25 protein-coding genes and 1 pseudogene are annotated in these 25,241 nt (G+C 70.3%); 10 read left to right on the top strand and 16 right to left on the bottom strand.

All coding sequences use genetic code 11. The features are described from left to right. Positions 1–8: 8 nt before the first annotated feature. From ACGFU7_RS42235 to ACGFU7_RS42205, 7 genes are all read right to left on the bottom strand, one after another. Positions 9–539 (bottom strand): MaoC family dehydratase, encoded by a 531-nt coding sequence (locus ACGFU7_RS42235; RefSeq protein WP_393703527.1) that lies wholly within the window; start codon positions 537–539, stop codon positions 9–11. Then, positions 536–1,381 (bottom strand): HpcH/HpaI aldolase/citrate lyase family protein, encoded by an 846-nt coding sequence (locus ACGFU7_RS42230; protein WP_393703525.1) that lies wholly within the window; start codon positions 1,379–1,381, stop codon positions 536–538. Before ACGFU7_RS42230 ends, ACGFU7_RS42235 begins: the two co-directional genes overlap by 4 nt. 7 nt (positions 1,382–1,388) lie before the next feature. Then, entirely contained in the window at positions 1,389–1,619 is a 231-nt protein-coding gene (locus tag ACGFU7_RS42225) for an acyl carrier protein (protein WP_393703523.1), read from the bottom strand. After that, a complete protein-coding gene (locus ACGFU7_RS42220; protein ID WP_393703521.1) occupies positions 1,609–2,616 on the bottom strand; it encodes a beta-ketoacyl-ACP synthase III in 1,008 nt (335 codons plus the stop codon). Before ACGFU7_RS42220 ends, ACGFU7_RS42225 begins: the two co-directional genes overlap by 11 nt. Then, positions 2,613–3,638, bottom strand: coding sequence for a 4-hydroxy-2-oxovalerate aldolase (gene dmpG / locus ACGFU7_RS42215; RefSeq protein WP_393703519.1), 1,026 nt, complete (start codon positions 3,636–3,638; stop codon positions 2,613–2,615). Before dmpG ends, ACGFU7_RS42220 begins: the two co-directional genes overlap by 4 nt. A 14-nt stretch (positions 3,639–3,652) precedes the next feature. Further along, on the bottom strand, positions 3,653–4,522 hold the full coding sequence (locus ACGFU7_RS42210; RefSeq protein WP_393703517.1) for an acetaldehyde dehydrogenase (acetylating): 870 nt from the start codon (positions 4,520–4,522) through the stop codon (positions 3,653–3,655). 72 nt (positions 4,523–4,594) lie between these two features. Beyond that, positions 4,595–5,386, bottom strand: coding sequence for a 2-keto-4-pentenoate hydratase (locus ACGFU7_RS42205; RefSeq protein WP_393703515.1), 792 nt, complete (start codon positions 5,384–5,386; stop codon positions 4,595–4,597). A gap of 189 nt (positions 5,387–5,575) precedes the next feature. Here ACGFU7_RS42205 and ACGFU7_RS42200 point away from each other — a divergent pair, with 189 nt between their 5' ends. Beyond that, entirely contained in the window at positions 5,576–6,949 is a 1,374-nt protein-coding gene (locus tag ACGFU7_RS42200; RefSeq protein WP_393703513.1) for a hypothetical protein, read from the top strand. Between the two features lie 2 nt (positions 6,950–6,951). Here the strand turns inward: ACGFU7_RS42200 and ACGFU7_RS42195 are convergent, their stop codons facing one another. After that, on the bottom strand, positions 6,952–7,692 hold the full coding sequence (locus tag ACGFU7_RS42195) for an NUDIX domain-containing protein (RefSeq protein WP_393703511.1): 741 nt from the start codon (positions 7,690–7,692) through the stop codon (positions 6,952–6,954). Positions 7,693–8,122: 430 nt separating this feature from the next. Between ACGFU7_RS42195 and ACGFU7_RS42190 the strand changes: the two genes are divergently transcribed. Together ACGFU7_RS42190 and ACGFU7_RS42185 are read left to right on the top strand one after the other, a co-directional pair. Continuing rightward, on the top strand, positions 8,123–8,794 hold the full coding sequence (locus ACGFU7_RS42190) for an HNH endonuclease family protein (RefSeq protein ID WP_393703509.1): 672 nt from the start codon (positions 8,123–8,125) through the stop codon (positions 8,792–8,794). Positions 8,795–8,905: 111 nt separating this feature from the next. Then, positions 8,906–9,499, top strand: a complete 594-nt coding sequence (locus ACGFU7_RS42185) for an isochorismatase family protein (protein WP_393703507.1) — start codon at positions 8,906–8,908, stop codon at positions 9,497–9,499. A gap of 187 nt (positions 9,500–9,686) precedes the next feature. On the opposite strand, the gene ACGFU7_RS42180 is transcribed toward ACGFU7_RS42185, so the two are convergent. Beyond that, on the bottom strand, positions 9,687–10,592 hold the full coding sequence (locus ACGFU7_RS42180; protein ID WP_393703505.1) for a hypothetical protein: 906 nt from the start codon (positions 10,590–10,592) through the stop codon (positions 9,687–9,689). Positions 10,593–11,004: 412 nt separating this feature from the next. Here ACGFU7_RS42180 and ACGFU7_RS42175 point away from each other — a divergent pair, with 412 nt between their 5' ends. After that, positions 11,005–11,244 (top strand): hypothetical protein, encoded by a 240-nt coding sequence (locus ACGFU7_RS42175; protein ID WP_393703503.1) that lies wholly within the window; start codon positions 11,005–11,007, stop codon positions 11,242–11,244. A 93-nt stretch (positions 11,245–11,337) separates the two neighbouring features. On the opposite strand, the gene ACGFU7_RS42170 is transcribed toward ACGFU7_RS42175, so the two are convergent. From ACGFU7_RS42170 to ACGFU7_RS42160, 3 genes and pseudogenes are all read right to left on the bottom strand, one after another. Further along, the gene (locus ACGFU7_RS42170; protein ID WP_393703502.1) at positions 11,338–14,004 is read right to left on the bottom strand and encodes an ATP/GTP-binding protein; all 2,667 of its coding nucleotides are present in this window, start codon (positions 14,002–14,004) and stop codon (positions 11,338–11,340) included. 93 nt (positions 14,005–14,097) lie between these two features. Further along, positions 14,098–14,700: pseudogene (locus tag ACGFU7_RS42165) on the bottom strand (IS701 family transposase); the annotation flags it as partial. 177 nt (positions 14,701–14,877) lie between these two features. Further along, positions 14,878–15,372, bottom strand: a complete 495-nt coding sequence (locus tag ACGFU7_RS42160; protein ID WP_393703501.1) for an HIT family protein — start codon at positions 15,370–15,372, stop codon at positions 14,878–14,880. Between the two features lie 245 nt (positions 15,373–15,617). Between ACGFU7_RS42160 and tap the strand changes: the two genes are divergently transcribed. Both tap and tpg (ACGFU7_RS42150) read left to right on the top strand, forming a co-directional pair. Beyond that, positions 15,618–17,864, top strand: a complete 2,247-nt coding sequence (gene tap / locus ACGFU7_RS42155) for a telomere-associated protein Tap (RefSeq protein ID WP_393703499.1) — start codon at positions 15,618–15,620, stop codon at positions 17,862–17,864. Positions 17,865–17,867: 3 nt separating this feature from the next. Then, complete coding sequence (gene tpg, locus ACGFU7_RS42150) at positions 17,868–18,425, top strand: telomere-protecting terminal protein Tpg (protein ID WP_393703498.1); 558 nt, start codon at positions 17,868–17,870, stop codon at positions 18,423–18,425. Between the two features lie 193 nt (positions 18,426–18,618). Here tpg (ACGFU7_RS42150) and ACGFU7_RS42145 read toward each other — a convergent pair whose 3' ends face one another. Together ACGFU7_RS42145 and ACGFU7_RS42140 are read right to left on the bottom strand one after the other, a co-directional pair. Beyond that, complete coding sequence (locus tag ACGFU7_RS42145; RefSeq protein ID WP_393703496.1) at positions 18,619–20,850, bottom strand: serine/threonine-protein kinase; 2,232 nt, start codon at positions 20,848–20,850, stop codon at positions 18,619–18,621. A 218-nt stretch (positions 20,851–21,068) separates the two neighbouring features. Next, a complete protein-coding gene (locus ACGFU7_RS42140; RefSeq protein WP_393703494.1) occupies positions 21,069–21,707 on the bottom strand; it encodes a DUF6300 family protein in 639 nt (212 codons plus the stop codon). Positions 21,708–21,871: 164 nt separating this feature from the next. On the opposite strand from ACGFU7_RS42140, the gene ACGFU7_RS42135 reads away from it, so the two are divergent. Continuing rightward, positions 21,872–22,144 (top strand): hypothetical protein, encoded by a 273-nt coding sequence (locus tag ACGFU7_RS42135; protein ID WP_393703492.1) that lies wholly within the window; start codon positions 21,872–21,874, stop codon positions 22,142–22,144. Here the strand turns inward: ACGFU7_RS42135 and ACGFU7_RS42130 are convergent. Then, complete coding sequence (locus ACGFU7_RS42130; RefSeq protein WP_393703490.1) at positions 22,141–22,668, bottom strand: DUF6233 domain-containing protein; 528 nt, start codon at positions 22,666–22,668, stop codon at positions 22,141–22,143. The genes ACGFU7_RS42135 and ACGFU7_RS42130 overlap by 4 nt on opposite strands. A gap of 268 nt (positions 22,669–22,936) precedes the next feature. Here ACGFU7_RS42130 and tpg (ACGFU7_RS42125) point away from each other — a divergent pair, with 268 nt between their 5' ends. The 3 genes from tpg (ACGFU7_RS42125) to ACGFU7_RS42115 all read left to right on the top strand — a co-directional run bounded on the left by tpg (ACGFU7_RS42125) (position 22,937) and on the right by ACGFU7_RS42115 (position 24,688). Next, the gene (gene tpg / locus ACGFU7_RS42125) at positions 22,937–23,353 is read left to right on the top strand and encodes a telomere-protecting terminal protein Tpg (RefSeq protein ID WP_393703488.1); all 417 of its coding nucleotides are present in this window, start codon (positions 22,937–22,939) and stop codon (positions 23,351–23,353) included. A 281-nt stretch (positions 23,354–23,634) separates the two neighbouring features. Then, positions 23,635–23,955, top strand: a complete 321-nt coding sequence (locus ACGFU7_RS42120) for a hypothetical protein (protein WP_376270237.1) — start codon at positions 23,635–23,637, stop codon at positions 23,953–23,955. 118 nt (positions 23,956–24,073) lie between these two features. Next, positions 24,074–24,688 (top strand): hypothetical protein, encoded by a 615-nt coding sequence (locus ACGFU7_RS42115; RefSeq protein WP_393703486.1) that lies wholly within the window; start codon positions 24,074–24,076, stop codon positions 24,686–24,688. 238 nt (positions 24,689–24,926) lie between these two features. On the opposite strand, the gene ACGFU7_RS42110 is transcribed toward ACGFU7_RS42115, so the two are convergent. Beyond that, on the bottom strand, positions 24,927–25,241 hold a 315-nt coding region (locus ACGFU7_RS42110; protein WP_393703485.1), incomplete at its 5' end, for a hypothetical protein.

Below are 25,241 nucleotides of genomic sequence, written 5' to 3'. Positions count from 1 at the left end.
GTCCGCCTTCAGTAGTGGGTGGCGTCGCGGGCGGCGTCGGCGTCCAGAGGCACGAGGAAGGTGCGGGTGAAGGCCAGGACGCTGGTGCTGTCCTGGTTGTGTGTGGTGGTGTGGCAGGTGATGACCCCGGTGTCGGGACGGCTCTCGGAGGCGCGGCGGGTGAGGATCTTCGTCTCGGCGTACAGGGTGTCGCCGATGTGGACGGGCGCGGTGAAGCGCACCTGGTCGACGGCGAGGTTGGCGGTGGTCAGGCCGCTGATGCTGCGGACGGTCATGCCGGCCACGAGGTTGAGGGTGACGCCGGAGCAGACCAGGATGCGGCCCCACTGGGTCTGGCTGCTGTAGTGGGCATCGGTGTGGATGGGGGCGACGTTGCCGCTCAGGGCGGCGCCGAGGAGGTTGTCGAGTTCGGTGACGGTCCGGCCGGGCCGGTGTTCGATGATCAGGCCGGGGGCGAGTTCGGGGTAGGAGAGGCCGACGCTCTCGCGGATCCGGTCCTCGCCGACGTGGCGGTAGCTGTGGGGCAGGCCGGGGCTCATGACGTACGGTCCGCTTCGGCGACGAGCGCGCGGGCCCGGTTGAAGAAGGGGGTGCCGCGCATCTGCCCGTCCACGGTGGTCACCGTTCCGCCGCTGGCGTCGGCGGCCGTGACGATGGCGCGGGCCTGGGCGACCTCCTCGGTGGTGGGGGTGAAGACCTCGTTGATCACCTGTACGTGGCGGGGGTGGATGCAGCCCTTGCCGTAGAAGCCGATTTCCTTGGCCCGCTCGGCGTCACGGCGCAGGATGCCGGGGTCGTCGAGTTCCCAGGTGGGGGCGTCGATGGCGGGGATGTTCGCGGCGGTGGCCGCGTTGATGAGGGCCGAGCGGGCGTAGTGGAGGGCGTCCCAGCCCAGGCCGCAGTGGACGGAGGCGGCGTAGTCGGCGGAGCCGAAGATGACGCCGCCGAGCCGGGGCGCGCGCATGATCGCGGGGAGAGTGTTGAAGGCCCGGGGGCTTTCGATCAGCGCCCAGATGTCGGGGGTGTAGCCGTCGGCGTCGAGCACGGCGGCGACGAGTTCGATGTCGCGGGGGGATTCCACCTTGGGGACCACGATGAGGTCAGGCCGGGCGGTGTAGGCGGCGAGGGCGGCGAGGTCCTTGATGCCGTCGATCGTCGTGAGGCTGTTCATCCGGATGCCGAGGGTGCACGGCGGGTCGGGGAGGGCGAAGAACGCTTCGGAGGCGGTGCGGGCGGTCTGTTTGTCGGGGAGGGCGACGGAGTCCTCGATGTCGACGACGGCGACCGCGGCGCCGGACTTCTGCGCGCTGGCGAAGCGGTCTCCGTGCAGGCCGGGGGTGATGATCCAGGCCCGTCCGGGCCGGCGGCTGTTGCTGGTCATGGGAGGGTCACCTTCCGCTGCGCTTGGTGGTGATGAGGAGGTCGAGCCGGCCGAGGGTGTCGGCGTTCTTGATGTCGCTGTCGCTGACGTCGATGCCGTAGCGGTCGGTAAGGAGGACGGACAGTTCGACGACGGCGAGGGAGTCGAATCCGGCGTGGTCGAGGCTGGCGTCGTCGGTGAGCCGGTCGGCGGGCAGCTTGAGGTCGTCGGTCAGGATTCGGGTGAGGTCACCGGTCATGTCCGGCTCCTTTCGGCGAGTGGTTGCGGCGGAGGCCGGGCCAGGTGAGGGTGGTGGCACCCCAGGTCAGTCCGGCGCCGAACGCGGTGAGCAGGGTGCGGTGGCCGGGCTTGAGGCGGCCGTTGGCGGCAGAGCGGGCCAGGAGCAGGGGGATGGATGCGGCGCCGGTGTTGCCGGTCTCGGCGATATTGCTGAGCTGACGGTCGTCGGGGACGCCGAGCTGGCGGGCGACAAAGGCAGTGATGCGGCTGTTGGCCTGGTGCGGGACCAGACGGTCGACGTCGCCAAGTTCCCACCCGGCGGCGGTGGCGGCCTGGCGGGAGGCGGTGAGCATGCGGTCGACCGCATGCCGGAAGACGTCGCCTCCGTCCATGTGCAGGGCGCCGGGGCGGGAGGCCCGGATCAGGTCGGCGCCGGTGCCGTCGCTGCCTAGCACCACTGGCCCGAGCGCCCCGGCCTCGTCCGCGCTGCCACGGCGCAGCACCACGGCTCCGGCGCCGTCACCGAACAGCGGGACGGTCGTGCGGTCCTCGGGTTCGGGAAGGGCGGCGAGGCGGTCGGCGCCGATGACCAGGACGGTCCGCGCGGTGCCGGCGGCGATGAGCCCGGCTGCGGTGGCGAGGGCGTAGAGGAAGCCGGTGCAGCCGGCCGCGAGGTCGTAGGCGGGTATGCCGATCAGGCCGAGCCGGGTGGCAACGGCGGGGGCGGTGGCCGGACAGCAGCGGTCGGGGGTAGTCGTGGCAACCACCAGGGCCTCCGCCGTGACCGGTTCGCCGTCGGCGAGGGCCTGGGCGGCGGCCCGTACGGCGAGGTCGGTCGTGGACAGGTCCGCTCCGGCGACGTGCCGTTGGGTGATGCCGGTCCGCGAGCGGATCCACTCGTCCGTGGTTTCCAGACGTGCGGTCAGGTCGGCGTTGGAGACGATGCGCGGGGGCAGCGCCGCGCCGACTCCGCAGACCACGGCCGCCCTCCCGGCAGCCACGGATGCGGCGGTCATCGGGTTGCCGCCTTGAGCTGCCGGGCGACGTCGCCGATCAGGTCTTCCTGACCGGCGACGACCTGCCGCTCGCCGAGGGCGAGGAACAGGTCGATGGGGTCGACGCCTTCGGCGCGTGCGGTCTCCAGGACGGGCCGCTTGAAGCCGGAGAACACCCCGGCGATTCCGCTGGCCACGGCGATCGAGTCGATGGACGGCGGGGCCTTCATCAGGCGGTCGGCGGCGACGTCGGCGGCAGCCAGGACCTCGCGCAGGCCGATCCCGGTCTCGGCGCCGCGGCGCTCCAGGACGGCCACGAGGACTTCGAGCTGGGTGTTGCCGGCCCCGGCGCCGAACCCGCGGGCGGTCGCGTCGATGACGGACGCCCCGGCGTCCACGGCGGCAAGGCTGTTCGCCACGGCCAGGCCCAGGTTGTTGTGGCCGTGGAAGATGACCGGCACGTCGACGGCGTGGGCGATGGCGTGCACGCGCTCGGTGACGTCGGAAGGGAGGTAGTGCCCGGCGGAGTCCATGATGCCGACGGCCTGGGCGCCGAACTTCACCATCAGGGCGCACTGTTCGGCGAGTTCGCCGGGGCCGGTCATGTGACTCATGAGCAGAACGCCCTGGGCTTCGGCGCCGAGGTCGCGGACGACGCCGAGGTGGCGTTCGGTGACGTCGGCCTCGGTGCAGTGCGCGGCGATCCGTACGACGTCGGCGCCGTGGTGGACGGCGGCCTCCAGGTCGTCGGAGGTACCCCAGCCGGGGGCCATGAAGACGCCCATCCGCGACGAGGTGAGGGCTTCGCGGACGGTGGTGAGCATTGTGGCGTCGTCGAGCTTGGAGCGGCCGATCTGGAGGCTTGAGGCGCCCAGGCCGTTGCCGTGACCGACCTCCACGACTGGCACTCCGGCGGCGTTCGCGGCGGTGGCGTAGGCGCGGAGCTGGTCGGCGTCGAGCTGGTGGCCGACAGCGTGGTGGCCGTCGCGCAGGGTCGGGTCGTGCAGGAGGATCCGGGGCCGATCGTGCGGGTGTGTGTTCACGGGTGGGGTTCCCTTCATCGGGAGGCGGCGGCCGACTGCTCGGCGAGCAGGACGGCGGCGGCGTTGATGATGTCGACGCTTCCGGCGTGGCGGGGCAGGCGGCCGCCGGAGGCGGTCACCTCTACCGCGACCGAGATCCGGCCCGGGTCCACGGCGAGTGAGGTCACCTTGAACCCGGGCGTGTAGGCGCGCACGGCCTGGGCGGCGGCCGCGATGCTCGTGCGGACCGGTGCGGGGCGGATGCCGTCCGCGAGGACGGTCATGGCCACCCGGAACGGCGGGGCGGGCCGGGCGGGGCTGAGGTTGACCATCACCTTCACGTCCCGGGTGCCGGTGAAGGTCCGGATCGCGGCGGAGGTGGTGGCGATGTACTGGTCGAGGTTCAGGCGGGTGGCCCGGCCGGCGCTCGCGCTCGCCCCGGTGGAGACCACCTCGATGTAGATGGGGGTGCAATGCTTGGAGATTGCGTACAGGACCGGAATGGCCGCCTGCCCGCCACAGCTGACGAGGTTCACGTGCCGGTAGGCCGCCGACCGGTGGCTGTTGACCCCCGGGACGATGACCGTGCCAAGCCCCGTGGGGGTCAGGTCGATCAGGGTGGTGCCGGTCGGGCGCAGCGCCGCCCAGTGCTCGGCGTGGCTGTCGGCGTTGGTGGCGTCGAAGACCACATCGAAGGGCCCGGCATCCACCACGGCGCGGATCCCGCCGGCCGTGGTCGGGTGGCCCATCTCGGCCGCCCGGACCAGCCCCAGGCTGTCCCGGTCGCGCCCTGCCACCAGGGCCAGTTCCAGCTTCTGCGACTGGTGGATCTTGTCGGCGAGGTCGATCCCGATCAGGCCCGCGCCGAGTACCGCGATACGCAGACGCTGTTCATCAGCAGCCATTGGCCGCTCCTTCATTCGAGGGGAGAGGGTGGTGCATGAGTGAGAGGTGCGGGGTCAGCAGGGTGCTGCGGATCAGCGCACGCGCAGCTCGACCGGCGGAAGATGCGGCGAGCGGGCGCGCACCGTGCTCCGGGCCTCCAGCGGGAGGCTGGCGTGCACGGCCCCGGCCAGGACCAGCTGCCCGGCGCGCAGTTCGTCGCCGGCGCGGTGCAGCCGTCCGGCGAGCCAGGTCAGGGCACGGAGCGGGTCGCCGAGGACGGCGCGGCCCTCTCCGGTGGCCACCGCGGTGCCGTCGACGCTGACGACCAGCAGCTCGGCGGCCAGGTCCATGTCCGCGCTGAGCGACACCATGGGCCCGGTGACCACCCGGGCACAGGACGCGTTGTCGGCGATGCTGTCCGCGACCGTGATGCGCCAGCTGGTGAACCGGGTGTCGATCACCTCCAGGGCGAGGAACACCTTCTCCACCGCCGCCCGTGCCTCGTCCACGCTCACGCTCTCGCCCGCCAGGTCGCAGCCGAGCCGGAAAGCGATCTCCGCCTCCACCCGCGGCTGCATCAGCACGGACCGGGCCATGGCGCTGCCGGTAGGCAGCACCATGTCGTCCAGAAGGACACCCGAGTCCGACTCGTCGACGCCCATCTGTTCCTGCATGGCCCGAGAGGTCACCCCGGCCTTGTGGCCGACGACGCGGGCGCCGCCCGAGATCCGCCGGGCCACCGCCGCCCCCTGCACCCGGTAGGCGGTCTCCAAAGACAGCTCCGGCCTCCGGACGGTCAGCGCGCCGATCGGCACTCGCTCATACTCCGCCGCCAGCAGAGCCGACGCCGTAGCGGCGATCCAGCGGTCATCCTGCTCGTCCATGACGATCCCTCCTCAGGGCATGGGGCATCACATGCGGTTCGCAGACGTGGGCACGGGAGCAGATCCGGCGCGGCGCTGGTGTCGGCTGCCGGGCTGGGACCTGATGAGCAGTCAACCGGTGGGCTCATCGCAGCGGTACGGTGATGGGCAGGCCAAGCGGTATATCTCGTATATACGGGGCAGGTGCTCATGACCACGCGCACGCCGAACGTCCAGCTCAGCGCCCTTGTCGCCGAATCCGGCCTCACCTACGAGGTGCTGGCCAGGGCGGTCTGCGCGGTCGCCGCCGAATGCGGCGCACGCTTACGCACGAACAAGTCCAACGTCGAGCACTGGCTCAGCGGATCCGTGCCCCGCGGCGACACACCCCGCTACCTCGCGGTCGCGCTCTCGCGGCGCCTGGGCCGCCTCCTGACCACCGCCGACCTCGGCCTGCCCTCCCCAGTAGAGGTCGAGAATGACACCATCGGACTGTCCCTCGGGAGCGACCCGCTGGACGCCCTGCTGCCGATGTGGAGGTACGAGTTGGACCGCCGCCGCTTCCTGACGGCCTCCGCCTACTCCGTGGTAGCAGCGGCCTTACCTCTCAGCCACGTCCAGGACATCGCCTCCCGCACCGAGGCCGCCCGCACCGGCTACACCGTCGGAATGGCCGAAGTCGCCGCCGTCCGCGACATGATCCACGCGTTCTCCGAGATGGACGAACGCCACGGCGGACAACACGGCCGCAGCGCCCTGGTCACCTACCTCCGCGACGACGTCGCCCCGCTGTGCCGGGCCCGGTTCCGTACCGACGAAGTCCGCCAGCAGATGCTGTCCGCCGCCGGCCGAGGCGTCCACCTGCTGGGCTGGAAGAGCTACGACGCAGGTCAGCAGGGACTCGCCCAGCGCTACTACCTCCAGTCCTACGCTCTGGCCGCCGAATCCGGCCTGCGCGGGCACGACGGATTCGTGATGCGCACGATGGCTATGCAGGGCTTGAGGCTCCATCGCCCCGAGCACTGCCTGGCCTTGGCCGAGACCGGACTGAACCGGGCCAAGGGACGAGTGGATGCCCAGACCGAAGCCCTTTTCCGCGTCGTTCACGCCCACACCCTGGCCAAGAGCGGCAAGCACCGCGCGGCCCTCGCCGAGGCTGAATATGCCCGCACCCTGCTGACCGGTGCCCCCGGCGACGAGGTGCCGTTCTGGGCGCTGGCCTGGGGCCCACCGGCCGCGTCGGTGTACTCCCGCACCGCCAAGGTCCACGAGACCGTAGGAGACCACCGGGCCGCCGCCCAGCAGTACGCGCTGGCCGCCACGGCCCGCCCGGCAGACACCTACGCGCGGATCGTCGCCCTGGACCTGGTCGCGGGCGCGGAAATGCACCTCAAACGCGGCAGCATTGAGCAGGCGTGCGCCACCTGGCACCGGGCCATCGACCACATGGGCGGTGTCCGCTCCGTCCGCACCCGAAAGGCGGTCTCCCGTATGCGCAGCGACCTCGCACGCTTCCGGGCCCGTGGCCTGCGGTGCGTGGCCGAGCTCGACGAACGGGGACGCGCCTTCCTCGCCGGCGCCTGATCTCAGCGGCACCCGGAGAAGCGGCGGACGATCGGCTTCAGGTAGTCCGCGTGCGGACCGGCCAGACCGGCCAGTTCGTCCGGTGAGCGCACCAGGGCGATGCCGTCGAGTTCAGGTTCACGGCCCTGGGCGCGCTCGGCTGCCGCAGCAACGGTGAAGCCTGCGCGCAGTGTTGCCTCGGGAAGGGCCGGGGCGAGGTAGGTCAGGCCGACACTGCCGTTCTCGCCGCGGGTGACGACCCACAGCTTCAGATCCTCGGCGGCTGCGCTGATTCCCAACTCCTCGGCGAGCTCTCGCGCGGCCTGGCCGGCCAGTGCCGACTCGTCCAGCACCGCTCCGTCCTGGGGAGGCTCCACAGACCCACCGGGCAGCTGCCAGCGGCCCGGGGCGGCCGTAGAGGGCGACATCCTCGCTGCCAGCACACGGCTGTCGTCAGTCGGCTGGATTACGTTCACGAACAACGAGGGCAGTGCGGTGGCGTCGGGAACGCGACGCAAGGCGTAGTGCCGGTAGGTCACACGCACCCAGGAGAGGCGCAGGATGCGCGGGCCGGTTCGCTCCAGTCCCCCACACGCCACCACAGGCCCGTCGAAGAGGGTGGGATTGGCCCGGACTGCCATGTCCCACGCCCGGTCTCGGGCCTCAGCGTCATGGGGCGGCAGCGGCGGTTCCGCAGCTTCGGTCAACAGGAGCCGTTCGACGTCGAAGAGGTCAATGCCCATGGGAGGCAGTGTTTCGGTCACCGGCTCATCGTAGAACCCGCTCCAGGCTTGACCGCCAACTCGGCCGTGTATGTGAGTTCATGGGCGCCCGGCTGGCTGCTGGTCGTCGGTGTCCGCTGGTGTTCGGAGGTCCGGCGTGGCCGCAGCCAGGTTCAGACGGGCGCCCATGTCGAGGTTCACCTCCTCCCCGCTGGCCGCCTGTTGTGCTGCCAGGGATCAGGGAGGTTGGAAGCGCTATCGCCAGACTGCGATGTTGTCCAGAAGGTCTCCTCGGGCCGCTCGTCGGCAGGGTTGAGCGCGATCGCGCGGGGGGACCGTGCGGACGGCTGGAGTTTCTGCCCGGACATCGACGGCGTCGCGAATCGTTCCTGCGGTGAACCTGTTCGTCCGGCTGGGTGACCACAGGCCGCGTTCCGCCCAACGGGCAGGCGGCGGCCGGTAGACCCGGGGAATGATCAAGAAAGTGGTGCGCGGCTTCGGTGTGCTTTCTCTGGCCCTGGTCCCGTTCGCCGGCCCGGCGCCCGCCCAGGCCGTTCAGGCAGCAGACGTGACGACGTTCGCCGACGCGGTCGGGTTGTTGCCGGTCGCGGTCGAGAGCCGGGACGGTTACAGCCGCTCGTCGTTCAAGCACTGGACGTCCGGCGACGATCCGGCCGATGGCTGCAACACCCGGGCTGAGGTTTTGATTGCCGAGGCCGTCGTCGCGCCGGCCGTCGGTGCCGGGTGCAAGCTGACCGGCGGCACCTGGTTCTCCTATTACGACGGCCAGGAGGTCGCCGGCGCGAGCGGCCTCGACATCGACCACATGGTGCCGCTCGCCGAGGCATGGGATTCCGGTGCCTCTGGATGGACGGCCGCGCGGCGGGAGGCGTACGCGAACGACCAGGGGGCGGCGACGTCTTTGGTCGCGGTGACCGCGCGTACGAACCGTCAGAAGGCGGATCAGGATCCGGCGGAGTGGCTGCCACCGGCCCCGGACGCACTGTGCCGGTACGTGGGGGAGTGGGTGGCGACGAAGCTGCGCTGGCGGCTGGCCGCCGACGAGGCGGAGCTCCGGGCGCTGAGCGTCTTTGCCGACGGACCGTGCACGGACACCGTCGTGGCGTACACCCCGGCCGCGTAGCGCAGGCCCCGTCCCAAGGTGCCCGGCGCCACCGGGTGCCCGCACCTCGGGCCGGACCAGGTTTCCGAAGCAGTTCTTTCCCGTGTTCCACAGTTCTGAAAGGTGTTCGTGATGAGCCGAGGCTTGATCGTCGTGGATGTACAGAACGACTTCTGCGAAGGGGGCAGCGTTCCCGTCGAGGGAGGCGCGCGGATCGCCTCGGCGATCGCGGATCTGGTCGAGCAGAGCGTGGGGCATGGCTACCAGTACGTTGTGGCCACCCGGGATCATCACATCGATCCGGGCAGCCATTTCTCCGAGAACCCGGACTTCCAGGACAGCTTCCCCGTCCACTGCGTGGCAGGGAACGAAGGCAGCGAATTCCATCCCCACTTCGCCCCTGTCGTCACGGACGGCAAGGTGCACGCCGTTTTCTTCAAGGGCGCCCACAGTGCATCCAAGAGCGGCTTCGAAGGCGCGGACGCGCAGGGAACCTCCCTGGCGGACTGGCTGCGCGCCCGTGGGGTCGAGGACGTTGATGTGGTGGGCATCGCGACGGATCACTGTGTGCGGGCGACCGCGCTGGATGCTGTCGCGGCGGGGTTCCGTGCACGGGTACGTCTCGACTACTCGGTCGGGGTCGCCCCGCACACAACAGCTGCCGCCGTGAACGACTTCCGCCGGGCAGGCATTGAGGTATCCGGCGAGGCGCCCGTACCGGAATAGTTTCCTGGCACCGGACTCGAGGCGCGTCGTGCATCGGCGTCCCGCCAGCCCAACGGAGGTCGCTTCCACCTGATCACCGGGCTCGACGTGGAGAACCGGGCCGGGTGGGCGGTTCACCGGTTCGGGTATTCGCCCGCCGGGCCCGGCCGGGCTGGGGCAAGTTTCGTTCCTGGACGGAAGTAGGCGTTCAGGCGAAGGCTGCTCGGTTCATCTCGGCGATGGTTTCCCGGCGGCGGTCGTCGAGGGTGCGGCCCCACTTTGTGTTGGAGTAGTACACGAGCTCTCCTGTTCTGGGCTTCCGGAAGTCGATGTTGCACCCCACGTCGGCGTGGGTGTGGTCGCACAGGCAGGTGCACCTCTTGTGATCGACTTCCCAGCCCAGTCCGGTGGGGCCGTCGCCGAGAAGCCGGATGAGGTCGGGGCACGGCGGGCCGTCGGTTGTCTCCAGCCGGAAGCCGCCGATGGAGCTCCACGCGTCGGTGCCGTTGATCGGGCCGGGGCCGGCCATTGCACGGATGCGGCGCAGCAGGGGAGAGAACAGTGAGGCCGGTTCGAAGGGCGATGTCACGGCTGCGGTGTAGGCGGCTCGTTCTGCCGGTGTCCAGTCCGGCTCGTCTTGGAGCAGGTCGTAGTAGTCGGTGGTGAACCGGTCGGCGATGCGTTCCCACCAGTGGGGGTTGAAGCCGGTCAGGACGATGCGGGCCGACATGCCGGGGCGGTGCAGGCAGATGTTGCTGCCTTCGCGCCGGTAGCGAAGCCCGGGTACGCCGGTGACACGGTCGCGGGGATCGCCGGGGCCGTTGGTGTTGAGGCGGGGAAGGAGGAAGTCGGCCCAGTGGTGGATGACGTACGGCTCGGCGAGGAGCCGGAGGGTGAGCTGGTCTTCCTCGGGACGCACGTGGACGATGCCCAGCGGGTGCTGTGAGAGTCCGCCGAGCCGGCAGCAGGCGAGGAAGAGCGCGGCCTCCAGCTGTGCCTGTTCCGGGTGGCGGGCCGCGGGGATGGTGAGCGGCTGGTCGGCATCCGTGAGGAGTGCGTGGAGCGCTTGGTGAGGCTCGCCAGTGCTGCGGCGACGGTCTTCGGTGAGGGCCAAGGCGGCCTGAGGCATCGTGGTCGCTGTTCCGCGCCGGACCGGCCCCCGGCGGTGAGGCGCTTTGATCAGGTTGTGCTGGCAGTATCTGCGGGTGGTGATGCTTCTGGCCGGTCCTCGGTGAAGAGTTGCGGGGGCCTCTGCTTCACGCGGCCGGGCGTTCACGAGCCCAGGCACATCCAAGCCCGCGGCGAGGCGGCGGAGCAAGGAGCCACAGTCGGTCGTGACTCCATCGGGTGAGGAAATGGTCACACAGGCTGCGCTCGGCGAGGCCGCTTGAGAAGGTCCACGGTGGCCGAACGGGTTTCGCCGTCGACGGGCCGCAGCTCACGGAATGGGGGCCGTACGGGGGGTGCGGGCGCGATATTGTGGAGTCTTCCTATCTGCGGTTTTGTGATCTGGCAGGAGTACCAGCGTGCCTGAGGACCCCATAGCCCACGGTGAGCTCGCTGCCCTGACCCGGCGTTTCGAAGAGGTCGCGGAGAAGCACGACCGCGAGTTCGGGATCGTCAAGTCCGACCTGACCGCAGTGCGCCTCCAGATCGGCAACCTGGACCAGAAGGTCGAAGCCCTCGACAAGAAGATCGACCGGAACCAGGCCCAGATCATCGAGCTGCTCACCCAGCTGGTGGGTCAGCGTACCGACGCCGGCTGACTTCCCCGGCTCCCCGGTGCCCGGTCCCCGCCTGTACATGCACAACGGCCCCGACCAGACATTGTCTGGTCGGGGCCGTTGTGCATGCCCGGGTCAGTTTCCGGCGAGCAGGTGTTCCTGCCGGGCCTGGACCATGCCGCGCCAGGCGGAGCGGACGTCGTCTTCGCTCTTGGCCCAGCGGGTGGTCGAGGGCTCCGGCAGGGGCAGGGCGGCCATGAAGTGGGCGATGTCGGTGAAGTAGGCGAAGTCGCCGGTGGCGGTGAGTTCGCGCAGGCGGCTGATGGTGGCGGCCAGGTCCTGGTCCTCGCCGCGGACGGCGTGGTGGAAGGCGAGGGCGAGTTCCACGAAGCGGTGGAGGAAGGGGAGCCCGGCGGCCTCGATGTCGGCGTGCAGGCTCCGGGCACGGTCAAGGACCCCGTCGGTTCCGGCGTCCTTGATCAGGGCGACGACCTGGGCGAGGAGGGTGTTGGAGCGCTGGTCGAGGCCCTCAAGGAGCTGGAGGGCGAGAGCGAGCTCGTCGTCGGCCCGGGCGGGGTCGGCGAAGGAGAGGGCGAGGGCGAGGCGGACCTGCATCATGACGCGCTCGCCCGCGGCACCGCGCTGCTCGGCTTCGGCACGGCCGGCTTCGAAGGCGTTGATGGCCTGGGCAGTGTCGGCGTGGGACCAGTGGATGTCGCCGAGGACGCGGTGGTGGCGGCCTTTCCAGCCCAGGGCGGGGACGGCGGCCAGGGCGGTGGGGAAGTCGCCGGCGAGGCGGGCCAGGTTGGCCAGTCCCCGGCGGGCCTTGGGAGCGAGGCGGCCGCCGGTCTCGGCGACCTGCTGCATGCCGGCGCGGGCGGCGTCGTTCTGGCTCAGGTCCTTGTGGGCCTTGGCCCGGTAGTACAGGCCCATCTCGGTCAGCTCGGCGGGCAGCAGGCCGGTGTCCAGGACGGCGGTGAGACGGTCGGTGGTGCGCTGGCGGTGCTCGCGCTGGCGACGGGCGATCGCGGTCAGCAGCTCGGCCACGGCATCGGCGGGAGTGTCCGGTACCGGGTCCGTGGGGGTGGGCAGGGCGAGGGGTTCCCAGACGGAGTCGTCGGTGTAGACGAAGGCGGCTTCGATGAGCCAGCCCAGGCCGGTCAGGCGGTGGTCGCGGGCCAGGCACAGGCCCTGGCGCAGGCAGGCCACGAGGAGCATGCGGCTGGGGGCGAGGGCTGCGGCGTTCGTCCATTGGTCGCCGAGGGCGGCCAGGGCGCGGGTGGCGGCCCGGTGCCAGTCGGCGTTTGTCCAGTGGTCGTCGCTGTGGTCGTCGTCGCGTACGGCGCTGCGGATCGCGCGGTGCAGGTGGTAGGGCCACAGGGCGTAGGGGTTCTCGGTGACCAGCGGCCGCTCCGTCAGGCGTCGGGCGGGGGCCTGGTGGGTGAGGCCGGCGGTTTGAGTGGCCAGGTCGAGGTCGAAGGCGTCCAGCAGGGCAACGCTGCGCAGCAGGTGGCGTTCGTCGGGGGTGAGGTCGGAGAGGGTGCGGGCGAGGAGGGCGGGGAAGGTGCAGTCGAAGTCGGCGGGGGTGGGGATGTGGCCGGTGCGGCGGATTTCCAGGAAACGGCTGACGGCGAGGTCGAGGTGGAGGGGCAGGCCGTGGGAGCGGGCGGTGATCGCGGCGCGGATGTCGGCGTCGATGAGGGGCTGGCCGTCGAGGGTGAGGCGGCGGGCGAGGTGGACGTCGCAGTCCTCGGGGGACAGGTCGCCTATCAGGTGCTGGCGACCGGCCGGTGCGGCCGCCCTTGGCTGCGGCACTGCGGCGGCGGAGGTGGCCAGGCCGGGCCAGGCCGCGGGGCCGGTCCAGTCGAGCTGGCCGTGCAGCGCGGGATCGGCCCACGGCAGCCGGCTGCGGCCGCCGATGACGAAGAAGGCGTTCGGCATGAGCCAGACCAGGCGCTGCAGCAGCCGCTCGAAGTCGCGGTGCCGGTCACCGGTGTCCTCGAAGGTGTCCAGCAGCACCACCGGGGTGAGCCGCTTCTTCGCGGGCAGTTGGTTCAGGTCCCAGGCCAGCAGGTGCGGGTAGTAGGACAGCGCCTCCAGATCGGGCGTGGCTTCCAGCAGGGCTGCGGTCCGCGTGGCCCCGGCCAGGGCCTGGGCGCGTGCTTGGCGTTCCCGCAGGGCCGACACCAGCGCGGAGGTGAGCTGCCCGGCCGCAGAGCCGACCAGGCCGGGCAGTTGCAGGGCGGCGGCGACCTCGCCCACCCCGGCCTGCAGCTGCTGCGGCAGCATCTCGGCGAAGCGGCCCGTCAGCCCGGCCCGGCGCACGTACTCGTCCAGCGGCTCCCCGGGGTGGACGTGCTCCCAGTAGTGGCGCAGCGCCACGTCGAAGGAGGGCAGGGTGCGGCCGAGCGCCCCGGCGAGCGCGAGGCGGATCGTCAGGATGACCCGCTCGAAGTCCGAGCCGGTCGACGCGGAGCGGGCCAGATCGACGCGGATGGGCAGGAGCTGCTGCGTCCAGGTGGGTGCGCCCCACTGGTCGGGGCGGTGTTCGGCAGCGGTCAGCGCGGCTTCGATCTTGCGGAGCAGGGTGGACTTGCCGACGCCGCCCACGCCGTGAAAGACGATCACATTGGTGCGAGGCGCTTCGAGGTCTTCCACGTCGAAGGCCGGGGCGCTGGTGCGGCGCAGGTGCTCCTCCAGTGCGGCGGCGACCAGGGCCCACTGGTGCTGCCGGTCGGTGAATGCCTCCGCGGCGTCGAACGCCGGGTTGTTGGAGCTGAACAGCGCACGCAGGTCGGCCATGGTCCCCCCACAGGTGATCGTCTGAATCCCAATCTATGCGCCCGGTGGCCGGTGGCGGGCGCCCTGTTGGGCACGTCCGGTGGACGCTGGTGGTCCGCGTTCCTCCAGGATGGTCCGCAGTTTCGGGTTGCCGCCGTAGACCTCGTCGCCGGCCACCCAGGCGGCTCGGTGGCCAGCGTCCAGGAACCGGGCGACCATGCGGGCAGCCAACTCCGGCTTGGTGGCGAAGGCAGGCTCCTCACCGAGTCCAGCGGCACGGCAGCGGTCGGGGTCGGTGGTCCAGGAACGCGGCACGTACAGTTCCCGGTCCACCGCAGCGTGCCCGCGCCGTCCCGCGTAGACCAGGTAGACGGCGACCTGGGCGTTTTCGATTCTGCCCGCGGTTCCGGTGTATTGGCGCTGGACGCCGACCGTGGCGGTGCCCTTCTTCACGTCGCCGGTCTCATCGACCACCAAGACTGCCTGGTCGTCGTGCAGGTGCTCCACGACGTACTCACGCACGTCGTCGCGAACCTGGTCCGCATCCCACTTCGCCCGCCCCAGCAGGTGCTGCATGCCAACCGGCGTCTTCTCGTCGGCCCATTCGGCGATGGTCCAGCAGTTTTTGCGCGGCAGGTCCGACAGTAGCCCCAGGACCAGGCTCCGGACGCGGCGTCGGGGCTCGATGCGGGCGAACCGGCCCGCGATGCGGCACATCAGGCCCTCGAACGTCTCCTGCCAGCGGGCAGGGTCTACGCTGTGACCTGCGGCCACCGCATGATCGTTTGTCTTCACACACCGATGATCAACGGTGGCCGCATCCACGTGCCGACCGGTCCCGACCAGCAAGACCTTCAGGTGTACGGCCGAGAGGAAACAGCCGGACGCTGCCAGTCATCCCGCTTTGAGCACACCCCGGGCGATGACCGCCTCACGCAGACGCGCGGCCATCGAGGCCGCCTGCTCCGGCGAAAGTGCCAGGACACCGTTCTCCGTCATCAGAGCGTGGAACTGCTGCTCAGGGTAGGGAACGCCGGGCGGCAGGGCGGCGATGTGCCAATGCAGATGCGCATTGCCCTGCTGGCTGCCGAGCGAGTACAAGTACGTGCGCTCCGGACCGCAGACCGCCTCGACGGCGAGGGCGATCTCCCGGACGAACAGCATGAGCCGACCGTAAGCCGCCTCGTTCAGGTCGCGCACGACGTGCTCGACGTGCGCCTTCGGCGCGACCAAGACCTTGCCGGGCACCGTGGGCCACCTGTCCAGGAACGCCACGTGATCGGCATCCTCGAAAACCGTCGCATGCGGGTAGTCCGGGTTCCCCGCCAGGAACGCGCAGACGAAGCACGGGCCGTTCCGGGTCCGCTCCACGTACACCTCAAGATCCATCGGTTGTCGATCCGTTGACACCTGCGCACCTCTCCATATGGGTGCACCAGTCTGCCGCAGCCCCACGACCCGCACCGGCGCAAAGGAGCGGCCAACAGCGCAAGATCGGGATCTACAACTGGAGTATTAGCAGGGGCGCCGCGCGTCGTTTCCACCCCTCGGAACGCGCGTTGTACGCACTTCGTACGGTGAACGTACGCACTTCGTGCGTTTCATGGGGTAGGGTGTTGGTCAGGAGGTGTTCCATGTCCGAGTTGTTCGACGCGGTCGACGCGCTGCTCGCGTCCCGCGCCACGCTGCCGCCACCGGCGGAGCGCAAGCGGCTGCGTGCCGCGCACGGCCTGACGATCGACGAGGTGGCAGGCGCGCTGAAGGTGCGCCGGGCCACGGTGTCCGGCTGGGAGTCCGGCAAGACTGAGCCCCGCCCGCCGGAGCGGGACGCGTACGCCCGGCTGCTGGACAAGCTCGCGGAGCTCTACCCCGCCCCGACCGACGTGGCTGCGCCCGTCCAGAACGATGCGGTGCCGGCCACGTTCACCGCCGCTCCCGCCCCGGCTCCGGAAGCGCGGACTCTGTCCACAGACCCGGCGCCCGACGCTGCGGCCATGACTGCAACCGAGAAAACCCAGACCCCTGCCCCTGCTCCCGTCGCCGCTGCTCCGGCGGCCGCGCCGCGTCCGGCGCGCACCACCAAACCGTCGTCGACATCCCGGCGGCCGGGCGCGAAGAAGGCGGCCCCGGCCGCCACCCCGGCGGACACCGACCCGCGGTTCGAGAACGGCCCGCTCGCGGTCGTCGATGTCGAGGACGGGAAGGTGCTGGCGTACTGCACCGGCGGCCTGGTCCTGGACGTGCCCGCCAAGAGCCTGCCGACCCTGGTGGACTGGACCCTCAAGGAGGCGAAGCTCGGGGCGCCGAAGCTGTCCGGTCCGGGCAAGTCGGCTGACCCGCTGCTCGTGCTCACTGAGGCCGCGCTGGAGCGCTACGACCTCCCGGTCGCTCTCACGGAGGAGGAGCGGCTCGCCGGGCGGCTCCCGGAGGGCCACAAGGTCATCAAGCAACTGGCCCGCGCGGAGTGGAAGCTGACGAAGCGCGGGTTCGGGCCGTGGGCGCGGATCTACCGCCCCGCCACCGGCTCGGAGCGGGCCTGCGTGCAGCTGTGCATCCCGTCCTGGCAGGCGCTGGACACCCGGCACTGGGGCGAGGCCGGGCACCTTCCGCCGCCGGAACTCGCCCGGGTCCTGGGCGTGTACGCGTCCCGGGTGATGACGCCTCGCGGCTCCACCGCCGTAACCGGCCTGGAGCTGATGACCGCGCTGCACCCGGCGACCCGAGCCTCCGAGCCGGACGCCGACGGCAAGCGGCACTCCGAACACAACCCCGGCTCGCTGGGGAAGGACCCGGTCGACTGCGCGCCCTGCGAGGCCCCGGACGGGCACCCGCTCCTCAAGGACCTGCCACGCTTCCACGTCCGCGGCCCCGGGGAGAAGCTGTTCGAGGAGGCGTACGACTGGGCGCGGCCCCTCACCGACGACGAATGCCTGCGCCGCAACCTGGTCGGCATCGACGTGAACATGGCCTTCGCCGCCGGAGCGAACGGGCTGATCGTCGGCCTTGGCGCGCCGACGCATGTCAAGCAGCCGGTGTTTGACCCGAAGCTCCCGGGAAGCTGGCTTGTGGACCTGTCGCACGTCGACCTGTCCCGGGTGAAGGTCGGCAAGGACAAGTGGGCGGAGCTGGACGCCAGCCTGCTGCCGAGCCCGTTCACGCCGAAGGGCGAGCGCCCGGAGGGGCCGGCCTGGTACGCGACGCCCACCGTCGCCTACGCGACGGAGCTCGGCTACGACGTCGCGCCGGTCGAGGCGTACGTCCGGTACGACAACGGCCGCTACCTGGACGGCTGGTACAACCGGCTGCGCGACGCCTACCTCGCCACGATGGCCGACCTCGGCGTCAACGCGGACCTGTCACCGGCCGACTTCCTGGCGGCATTGGACGGCTACCGGCAGCGTGACCCGGAGCTGGCGATCGTGGTGTCCGCGATCAAGGCGACGGTGAAGGGCGGCCTGGGGAAGCTGCGCGAGCGGCCCCGGGGCGAGGGCTGGAAGCCCGGCGAACCGTGGCGGGCGCTGTCCCGCCCGACGTGGCGGCCGGACATCCGCGCCGCGATCATCTCCCGCACCCGGATCAACATGCACCGCAAGATCGTCAAACACGCCGCGTTCACCGGGCAGTACCCGGTCGCCATCCTCTCCGACTGCGCCGTCTACGCGGCCGACGGCGAGAGCCCGCTGGACTTCCTGCCCTACCGGGAGGGCAAGCCGCTGCCCGGCGGCTTCAAGCTCGGGGTCAACCCCGGCCTGGTCAAGTGGGAGGGCACGCAGACCACGCTGTGGGGCGAGGGCGTCCGCGAGCAGTTCAAGGCCCCGGAGCTCAACCTCGCCCGGTACATCAAGGACGGTCAGGTCACCAACAAGGACAGCGGGGAGTAACAGGTGAGCATGTTCGGGGACAGCCTGGACAAGGCGGTGCAGAAGACGTTCACCCGCCCGATCCCGAAGTCGGCCGGCGCCCAGATGCGGTACCTGGTCAAGCAGCTCAAGGGCACCAGGGCGGTCGCCCAGATGCTGCGGGTCTCCCAGCGCACCGTCGAGCGGTACGTGAAGGACCAGATCAAGAAGCCCCGACCGGACCTCGCCGCCCGCATAGAGCGCGAGGTGAGGGCCCGCTGGCAGCCGCAGATCAGGGACAAGGCCAAGAAGACGGCGGCCACCACCGGCGGCATCGTCATCGACACCCGCGCCCGACTCGGCTACACCGCACCGATCGGCTCCACCGACCAGGACCGGCTGCGCCACCTCACCGTGGCTCTGCCGCCGCATCACGCCGCCAAGCTTTTCGAGGCCCAGGAGCAGGGCGCCAGCGACCGGGAGCTGCAGGAGATCGCTGCCGAAGCGCTCAAGGAGGTGTACTTCCAGGACAACGGCCACCGGGCCGGGGGCCTGGAGGAGGTCCGGCTCACCGACGTGGAACACATCGAGTTCGACCTGTAGAGGCCGCGCCCCGAACAGCCCGCGAGCCCCGGTGTGACTGAGCGCGTGACCTGGCGGATGAGCGCTTCGGTTGGCGGGCCTGAGCATCCGAGTTGGCGGGCCCTGTTTTTGCGTCTCAGATGGGGTCGCGTGAGTGTGGTGGTCGCCGTCATTGGCAGTCCCGCTGCCGGGAGACGGTTGAATATGGTCAGCTTTATCGTGTGCGGTTTGCTCCCGTGGCAGTGTCGAGGGCGTACACCGCATCCTTGTCCTTGCTGGTGACGTACAGCACCGCGGGGGCGATCAGCAGGGAACTGCCTCTGATGGCGGAGGTCCACCGCTTCGTGCCGGTGGCTGCGTCCAGCGCCTGCACGTGGGGGTCGCCGGCCGTCTCGTTGACGTACACGACGCCGTCGGCCACCTCCAGCTCCAGCCTGTCGTTGTCGGTGGTGTCGATCGACCACTTCGTTCTCCCCGTGGACGCGTTCAGGGCATGCGTCTCCTTGGATCCGTTTACGTACAGCGCCCCGTCGGCCGCCTTCAGGCTGCTGCCGCCGAGGTTGTTGTCCTCAGGGGTTGCGGACCACTGGAGCGTCCCGGTGGCGGCATCCACCGCATGAACTGCTGTGCGCGAAGCCTGCTTGGTCTGCCCGACGAAGTACGTCACCCCGTCGGCCATCGTCGTGGGCGGATAGGGGCTGTAGGGGGTGGGGAACTGCCAGTTCTGCGTGCCTGTGGTCGCGTTCAGCGCGTATATGCCCTCAGGGTCGTTGTTGCCGCTGGTATACACCAGCCCGCCCGACGTCCACAGCCCGTTGCAGCTGCGGCCGGTGAAGTCCCACTTCTTCATGCCGGTGGCCGCGTCGAGCGCCTGCACGTTGTGCTGGTCGTCGATGTAGGCGTGCGCGACCTTGTCGACCGTTTCCCAGGAGCTGATGCCGCCGATCTCGCGGGCGATCCACTTCTCGGCCCCGGTGGCCGCGTCGAGGGCGTGGACGGCGTTCTCGTGGTGGACGTACACATACACCACGCCGCCGGCCACTGTCAGCAGCCGGACTCCGCCGACGGTGTACGCCCAATTCCTCGCGCCGGTGGCCGCGTCCAGCACGTACAGGTTCCCGTCCAAGCCGTCGGCGTACACCGCGCCGTCGGCCACCGTCGGGGACGGGACTCGGATGTTGGCGCTGGCGACGGGACTGGGACTGGCACCGGCTTCGGTGTGCCCCCCGCCGTTGACGCGGTGGGACCACTTCGTTGCCCCGCTGGCCGCGTCCAGCGCGTACACCGTGCCGTCCCGGGTGTCCTGGCCGTTGACGTAGACGACCCCGCCGTTCGCCACCAGGAGCGAGAGCGTGGAGCGGTCGGCGGTGAACCACGGACGTTCACCCGTCGGGGGCTTCGCCCCGGAACCGGTTTCGCGGTCGCCGTTGTCGAGAAGGGCGAAGCCGGTGGCGATGCCCGCGCCGGCGGTGGCGGCGATGCCCAGCCACAGGGCCCTGCGCCGGGTGACGAACCCGGTGCGTGGCGGGGTTCCGAAGTCCCCGGAGTCGACGCGGGCGGCCGACTCGGCGGTGCGCGTACGCGCGTCGGCGATGCGGACGGCCGTGTCTGCTGCGCCCGTGCCGAGGACCGCCGCGGAGGGGAGGTGGAGGAGGCGGTCGCGGACCTCGGCCGCGGAGGTCGGCCGGTCCTCGGGGGCCTTGGCGAGCAACTGCATGACCAGGTCGTCCAGAGCGGCTGGCACCCCGGCCCTGACCCGGCCCGGAGGCACGGGGGTTTTGGTCAGGTGTGCGCGCATCATCGACACCGGGCTGGTGGCCTGGAACGGGAGCTGCCCGGTGAGGAGTTCGTGGAGGACGCAGCCGAGGGAGTACAGATCGGAACGGGCGTCGCCGGGATGCCCGTCGAACCGCTCGGGCGGCATGTACGGGAAGGTTCCGATTACCCTGCTCGACGGCAGCGACTCCATGAATCGGGCGATGCCGAAGTCGAGGATCTTGACCCGGTCGTCCGGGGTAAGCATCAGGTTCGCCGGCTTCAGATCCCGGTGGACCACGTCCAACTCGTGCGCCCGGGCCAGCGCGGCCGCCGCCTGAGCCACCCACTCGACCGCGACCGCCACCGGGGGCGGCCCCCCGTCCTCCTTCAGCGCCGTGTCCAGGTCCCGCCCCTGGAGGAATTCCATGACCAGGAACAGAGATCCGTCGCCCTCGTCCTGACCGAAGTCGTGCACGGTAACCACTCCGGGATGGTTCAGTGCCCCCGCGGTGCGGGCCTCTCGCTGGAACAACTCGGCCCCGGCGACATCTCTCCGGTCGTGCGGAAGCAGCTTGATCGCCACCCGCCGCCCGATCACCCGGTCCCGGCCCTCCCACACCTCGCCCATGCCGCCGCGGCCGACGAACCGCACCACCTCGTACCGCCCGGCCAGAACACGTAACACCATCACTCCCCCGAACACGACTGCCACACTGTCGGCACCGATGCCGCCCGCCCTGTTCCGTTGCCGGACGGACCACGCCGCGCGAACAGCCCCACCGGTGCGGCGCACCGGCCTCAAGGCTCGCCGAATCGTAGCCGCGGCGTCCCGGCAGCGCGGCCCGGCTGTGTAGGCGAGCAACCCACTGCGGTCGAAACACGAGACCGAGTCCCGGCTACAACCGCTCACGGTGGGCACGTTCGCGCGTGCCTGCTGAGCGTTTTCGAAGGTAGGGCTGGGAAGCCCGTACGCCGACACTCACAGGTCAAGGTCCGCCAACCCGTGTGCTCAATCCGCCAGGTGAAGCGCTCAGTCACACCCGGACCGACGTGGTCCGGGGCGCGCTCGCGTATCTGCAGGGGGTCGGATGCGCATGCACGCGATGCCGTACTCAACGAAGCCGCCGCGTGCCGGTCTTTTCTGTGGTACCTCGCGACCATCGAACTGACCAACCGACTGATCGCGTCACGCAACCCTGCTTGAAGCAGCAATGGAATGGCCACGGCGGCCTGTCCGGCTCCAGTGGGCCCCGTCTGCCGGCCTTCGGCGGGTGGCTCCTGGAAGAACCAGCCGTATTCAGCCATGCCTTCGTTCGTCCACTCCAGCAGCAACCGTGCGCCTTCCTTGGCACGTGCGACGTCCCGCCCGCCGCCTTCGGCGAACCACTGCAGCAGTGCGCCGGCGGCGGGCTTGTCCACGTCGCAAGCCGCGCACAGCTCAAGGTGGATAGGCCGTCCCTCGGCGTCGTCCTGCGGCATCACGATGCTGGTGATCAGATCACCACGGCAGCGTGAGCACTGCGGCAGCTTGTCGGAGAGCTCCACTCGGTGCATCCCAGCACCCCCTCGTTCGCGGTCTGCGGATCCTACGTCCGAGCAGGCCATACCAGCCCCAGCGCGTACGGCCCGTCCCTGAGAGGGACTGTGCAAGCGGATTCGCCCGGTACCTGGTTCCATGTCCCTCTGCCCACCAGAAGTTAAGGAGGAACGTGGACGAGAACGAGGTGCACTGCCCGCGGTGCGGGAGCGCCGACACCGTGGTCAAGCCGAGCGACGACGGCGTGAAGCACGGCCGATGCCTGCGCTGCGAGAAGGACTTCCAAGCCACGCCCTGTCCGGTCTGCGGGAGCTACCGCGTCGACGGCTCCTACGGCATCTCCGGGATCCGGTTCACGACGCTGCCGCAGACCGTCTACTGCAAGGACTGCCGGAGCGAGATCCCGGCCCGCGATCCCGGCCCCGAGGGACCGTCCGAGCGCTAATCCTTGCCGCCGAAGCCCTCGTCGAAGCCCTTGAGGACGGGGTCTAGTTCGGCTGCCGCGCCGCACAGGGCGCATAGCCGGGTGCCGGGGTGCTGTGCCGCGTCCAGTGCCCGCTCCAGGGTGAGGACCGGCACCCCGGCCGGCGCTTCCTCACAGTCGACGGCGTGCACGACGCCCCGGCCGGGCCCGCGGCCGCCAGCCTTCGCCAGCACCCAGCCGGACGGGCGGAGCGGCCCCAGTGTCTGTTCCACGACCGTGGGCGGCTTCAGGTACTCGGTGGGCACGTCGTCGTAAGCGACACCGTCCACGGGCCGTACGTGCTGCGGCGCGCGCACCCAGACCCGGTACTCGGCAGGCTCCACGGAGTCCCCAGGCCCGTTTCGGTACGACGGGAGGCCCACCTCGTACAGCCAGCCGTCGCGCAGCTGGCGCCGAGACCACAGGTGCGCAACGACCTCCTGGTCCCCGGGCAGCAGTACCCGGATGGGCATTGGCACCGGCTCGGGGGCGGAGGACTTCGTCATGTCTCCCACCGTACGGACGGACGCCGACAGCCCCCGCAGTCACCTGCGTGGACTGCGGAATCTATCCGCAGGTGATCCGTGGTCTCTGGAGGGATGAACGATCACGAGCAGCAGCAGCCGGCCCCGCACCGCGGCAAGGTCCTGGAAGCCCTCGCGCGGGCGGAGCGGAAGGTCTTCACCCGGCCCGCGCCGAAATCCGCAAAGGCTCAGGTGAAATTCCTTCTCACGCGGGCGAGGGGGTCCACCAAGGCCCTGGCGGAGCGCCTGGGTGTCTCACGCCGGACTGTGGAGCGGCCACCGCGCCGGACAGCTCAGCGCCCCGCAGAAGAAGCTCCAGGCCGCCCTAGCGGAGGCGACCGAATCCGAGTGGCAACCGCAGGTCAGGGCACAGGCAAGGGAGCAGGCGGCGACCTCCGGCGGGATGATGGTGACCGTGGTTGCCTACTTCGGGTTCACCGCCTCCGGGTCCTCCGACGACGGCCGCATACGGCACATCACCACCCCGATCTCACCCACCTACGCCGCTCAGATACTCCAGCTCCAGGAGGACGGTGCGACGGAGGAGGAGCTACATCCGGTCGTCGCAGAGGCCATCACCGAGTCGTATTTCACGGATTGGGGCACCATATGTGATGGGCTGGTAGCGCATTTCACGCACGTTCAGTCGATAGATTTCGAGTTCTGACACGGCTGAATTCCGAGCCTGCTATAAACCATATTTGAGCCGAAGCACGATAGTTGTCACTGAGGCAGGAGGTCTGTCACCAGGACTTCCGGGCAGGGCGGGGCTGGGAGCTGTGCCAGAACCCGTGACCCGTGACGTTCCGTGACAGTGGACCGGGCCGGTAGGGCCAGTGTGGCTCACGTAGTCACCTGGGACTCATCAGCTTCTTGCTTGTGCAACCCATTTCGATACCCAGGCGTCCGACCCCTTGACGGACGGCTGCCGATTACCCGGGAGGGCACGTGGCGAAGAAGGACCGGACAACGGACGCGGCGAGGGAGAAGGACCGCGAAAAGTGGATGGCTCGTTTCCAGGTACGGCTGGCCATGCAGCCGGGAGCGGACCGGGCAGTGGTGCTCCAGGCGGTCAAGGAAGTCACGACACACTGCGCGGATACGGGAGAGCACCCGCGGACTGCTTTCGGTGACCCGGACGCCTATGCCGTGCAGGCTGCCGCGCGGCTGGTACCGGCGGACCGGGCGGCGCGCGCGAGGCGGCACGGCGCCGCAGTGGACGCGCTCGGCTCCGTGCTGAAAAGGGCCCGGGACGTCGCCGGTCTGTGACCGGTTGAAGCGACGCCCGCCACGGCTCGTCACACAGGTTCTGACGCAGCTTCCATCCTTCGGGGCTGTTGGGCGTCTGTGCTTGCGCTCTGCTGGTGACAGACGGCGTGCCGTCCCGGTGACAACCGAGGAAGCCCGGTTCGACGTTCGGCAGGACTCCCGGCACGAGGACCTGGCCGACGACGTCCGCGGCCGGGCGGGGCTCTGGGAGTGGGAGCGCATCGAGCAGCTGCTCGCCGTCGCGGTGCCGGGCACCGTCTACGACCCGGACACCGACGTCGTCGTCCAGGCCGAGCTCGCCGCCGAAGCCGCGGCCGCCGCCGCCCGGGAAGCCGAGCTGCGTGAAGCCGCCCGGATCGCGGCCCGCGCCGATGAGCTCCAGGCGCTGCGCGAGCTGGGCACGCTGGAGCAGACCGAGCCCCGCGACGGCGACGAAACCGTACGCGACGAACTCACCCACCGCGCCGGCGGGTACGTCCAGGCCGACGTCGACGCCTGGCTTGCGCACGCCCTGGCCGCGCACCTCGGGCACTACCGCGACCCGGCCGCCCGCGAGACTGCCGCCGGCCTCCTGCCGCCACCACTGCTCACCCACGCCGCGCTGCTCACCGAACTTTCCCGCCTGGTCCCCGATGCTGACGTCGACCAGTTGGCGTTCGCCGCCCGGCTCGCCACCACCGAGCCCGAAGCCACTGGTGCCCTCGCCGTGTTCCTCGCCCGCGCCCGCTCGTAGCACAGCATTCGCGCGACCCGTTCCGACGCGAGCTAACCTCACCCTGCGCAACCTCCCAGACCTCCCAGATCCCGGGGGGAGACCTGGGAGGCATCTGGGGGACAGGGGCCAGAAATGCCCCGGAACGCCTGGGATGCCTGGGAGACTGATAGGCCGTTTACTCGAAACCCGAGCCAGGCTGCAGCACGAATTCACCCCCGCAGCGTAAACAACCGCTGTCCAAGATCAAGGGGGAACTTCAGGTGTCGTACCCGGCGCACTCGGTGCGTGCCTGCTGGTAGAGCGGGTCCGCGTTGGACTTCTTCGCCTTCTTCGTCGACTCCGTGATCGCCTTCGCGTTCTGCTTGCGCAGCTTGTGGGTGCGTTCGGTGACGCAGGTGTCGTACCCGCCGCACTCGGTGCGTGCCTGTTGGTAGAGCGGGTCGGCGTTGGACCTGTCCGCTACGGCCTTCGTGGTATCGAGCATCTCCTGATGCTCGATCAGCTTGGGCCCGATGTCCCGCGTGGCGCCCTGGGTGAACCCCTTGGACGTGTCGAAGCCACGACCGAGGGA

Source organism: Streptomyces sp. NPDC048473 (genome assembly GCF_043200155.1).
Taxonomy (GTDB): Bacteria; Actinomycetota; Actinomycetes; order Streptomycetales; family Streptomycetaceae; genus Streptomyces.
Note: the sequence above shows the minus strand (reverse complement) of the source record. Positions and strands in the feature narration are given on the sequence as shown.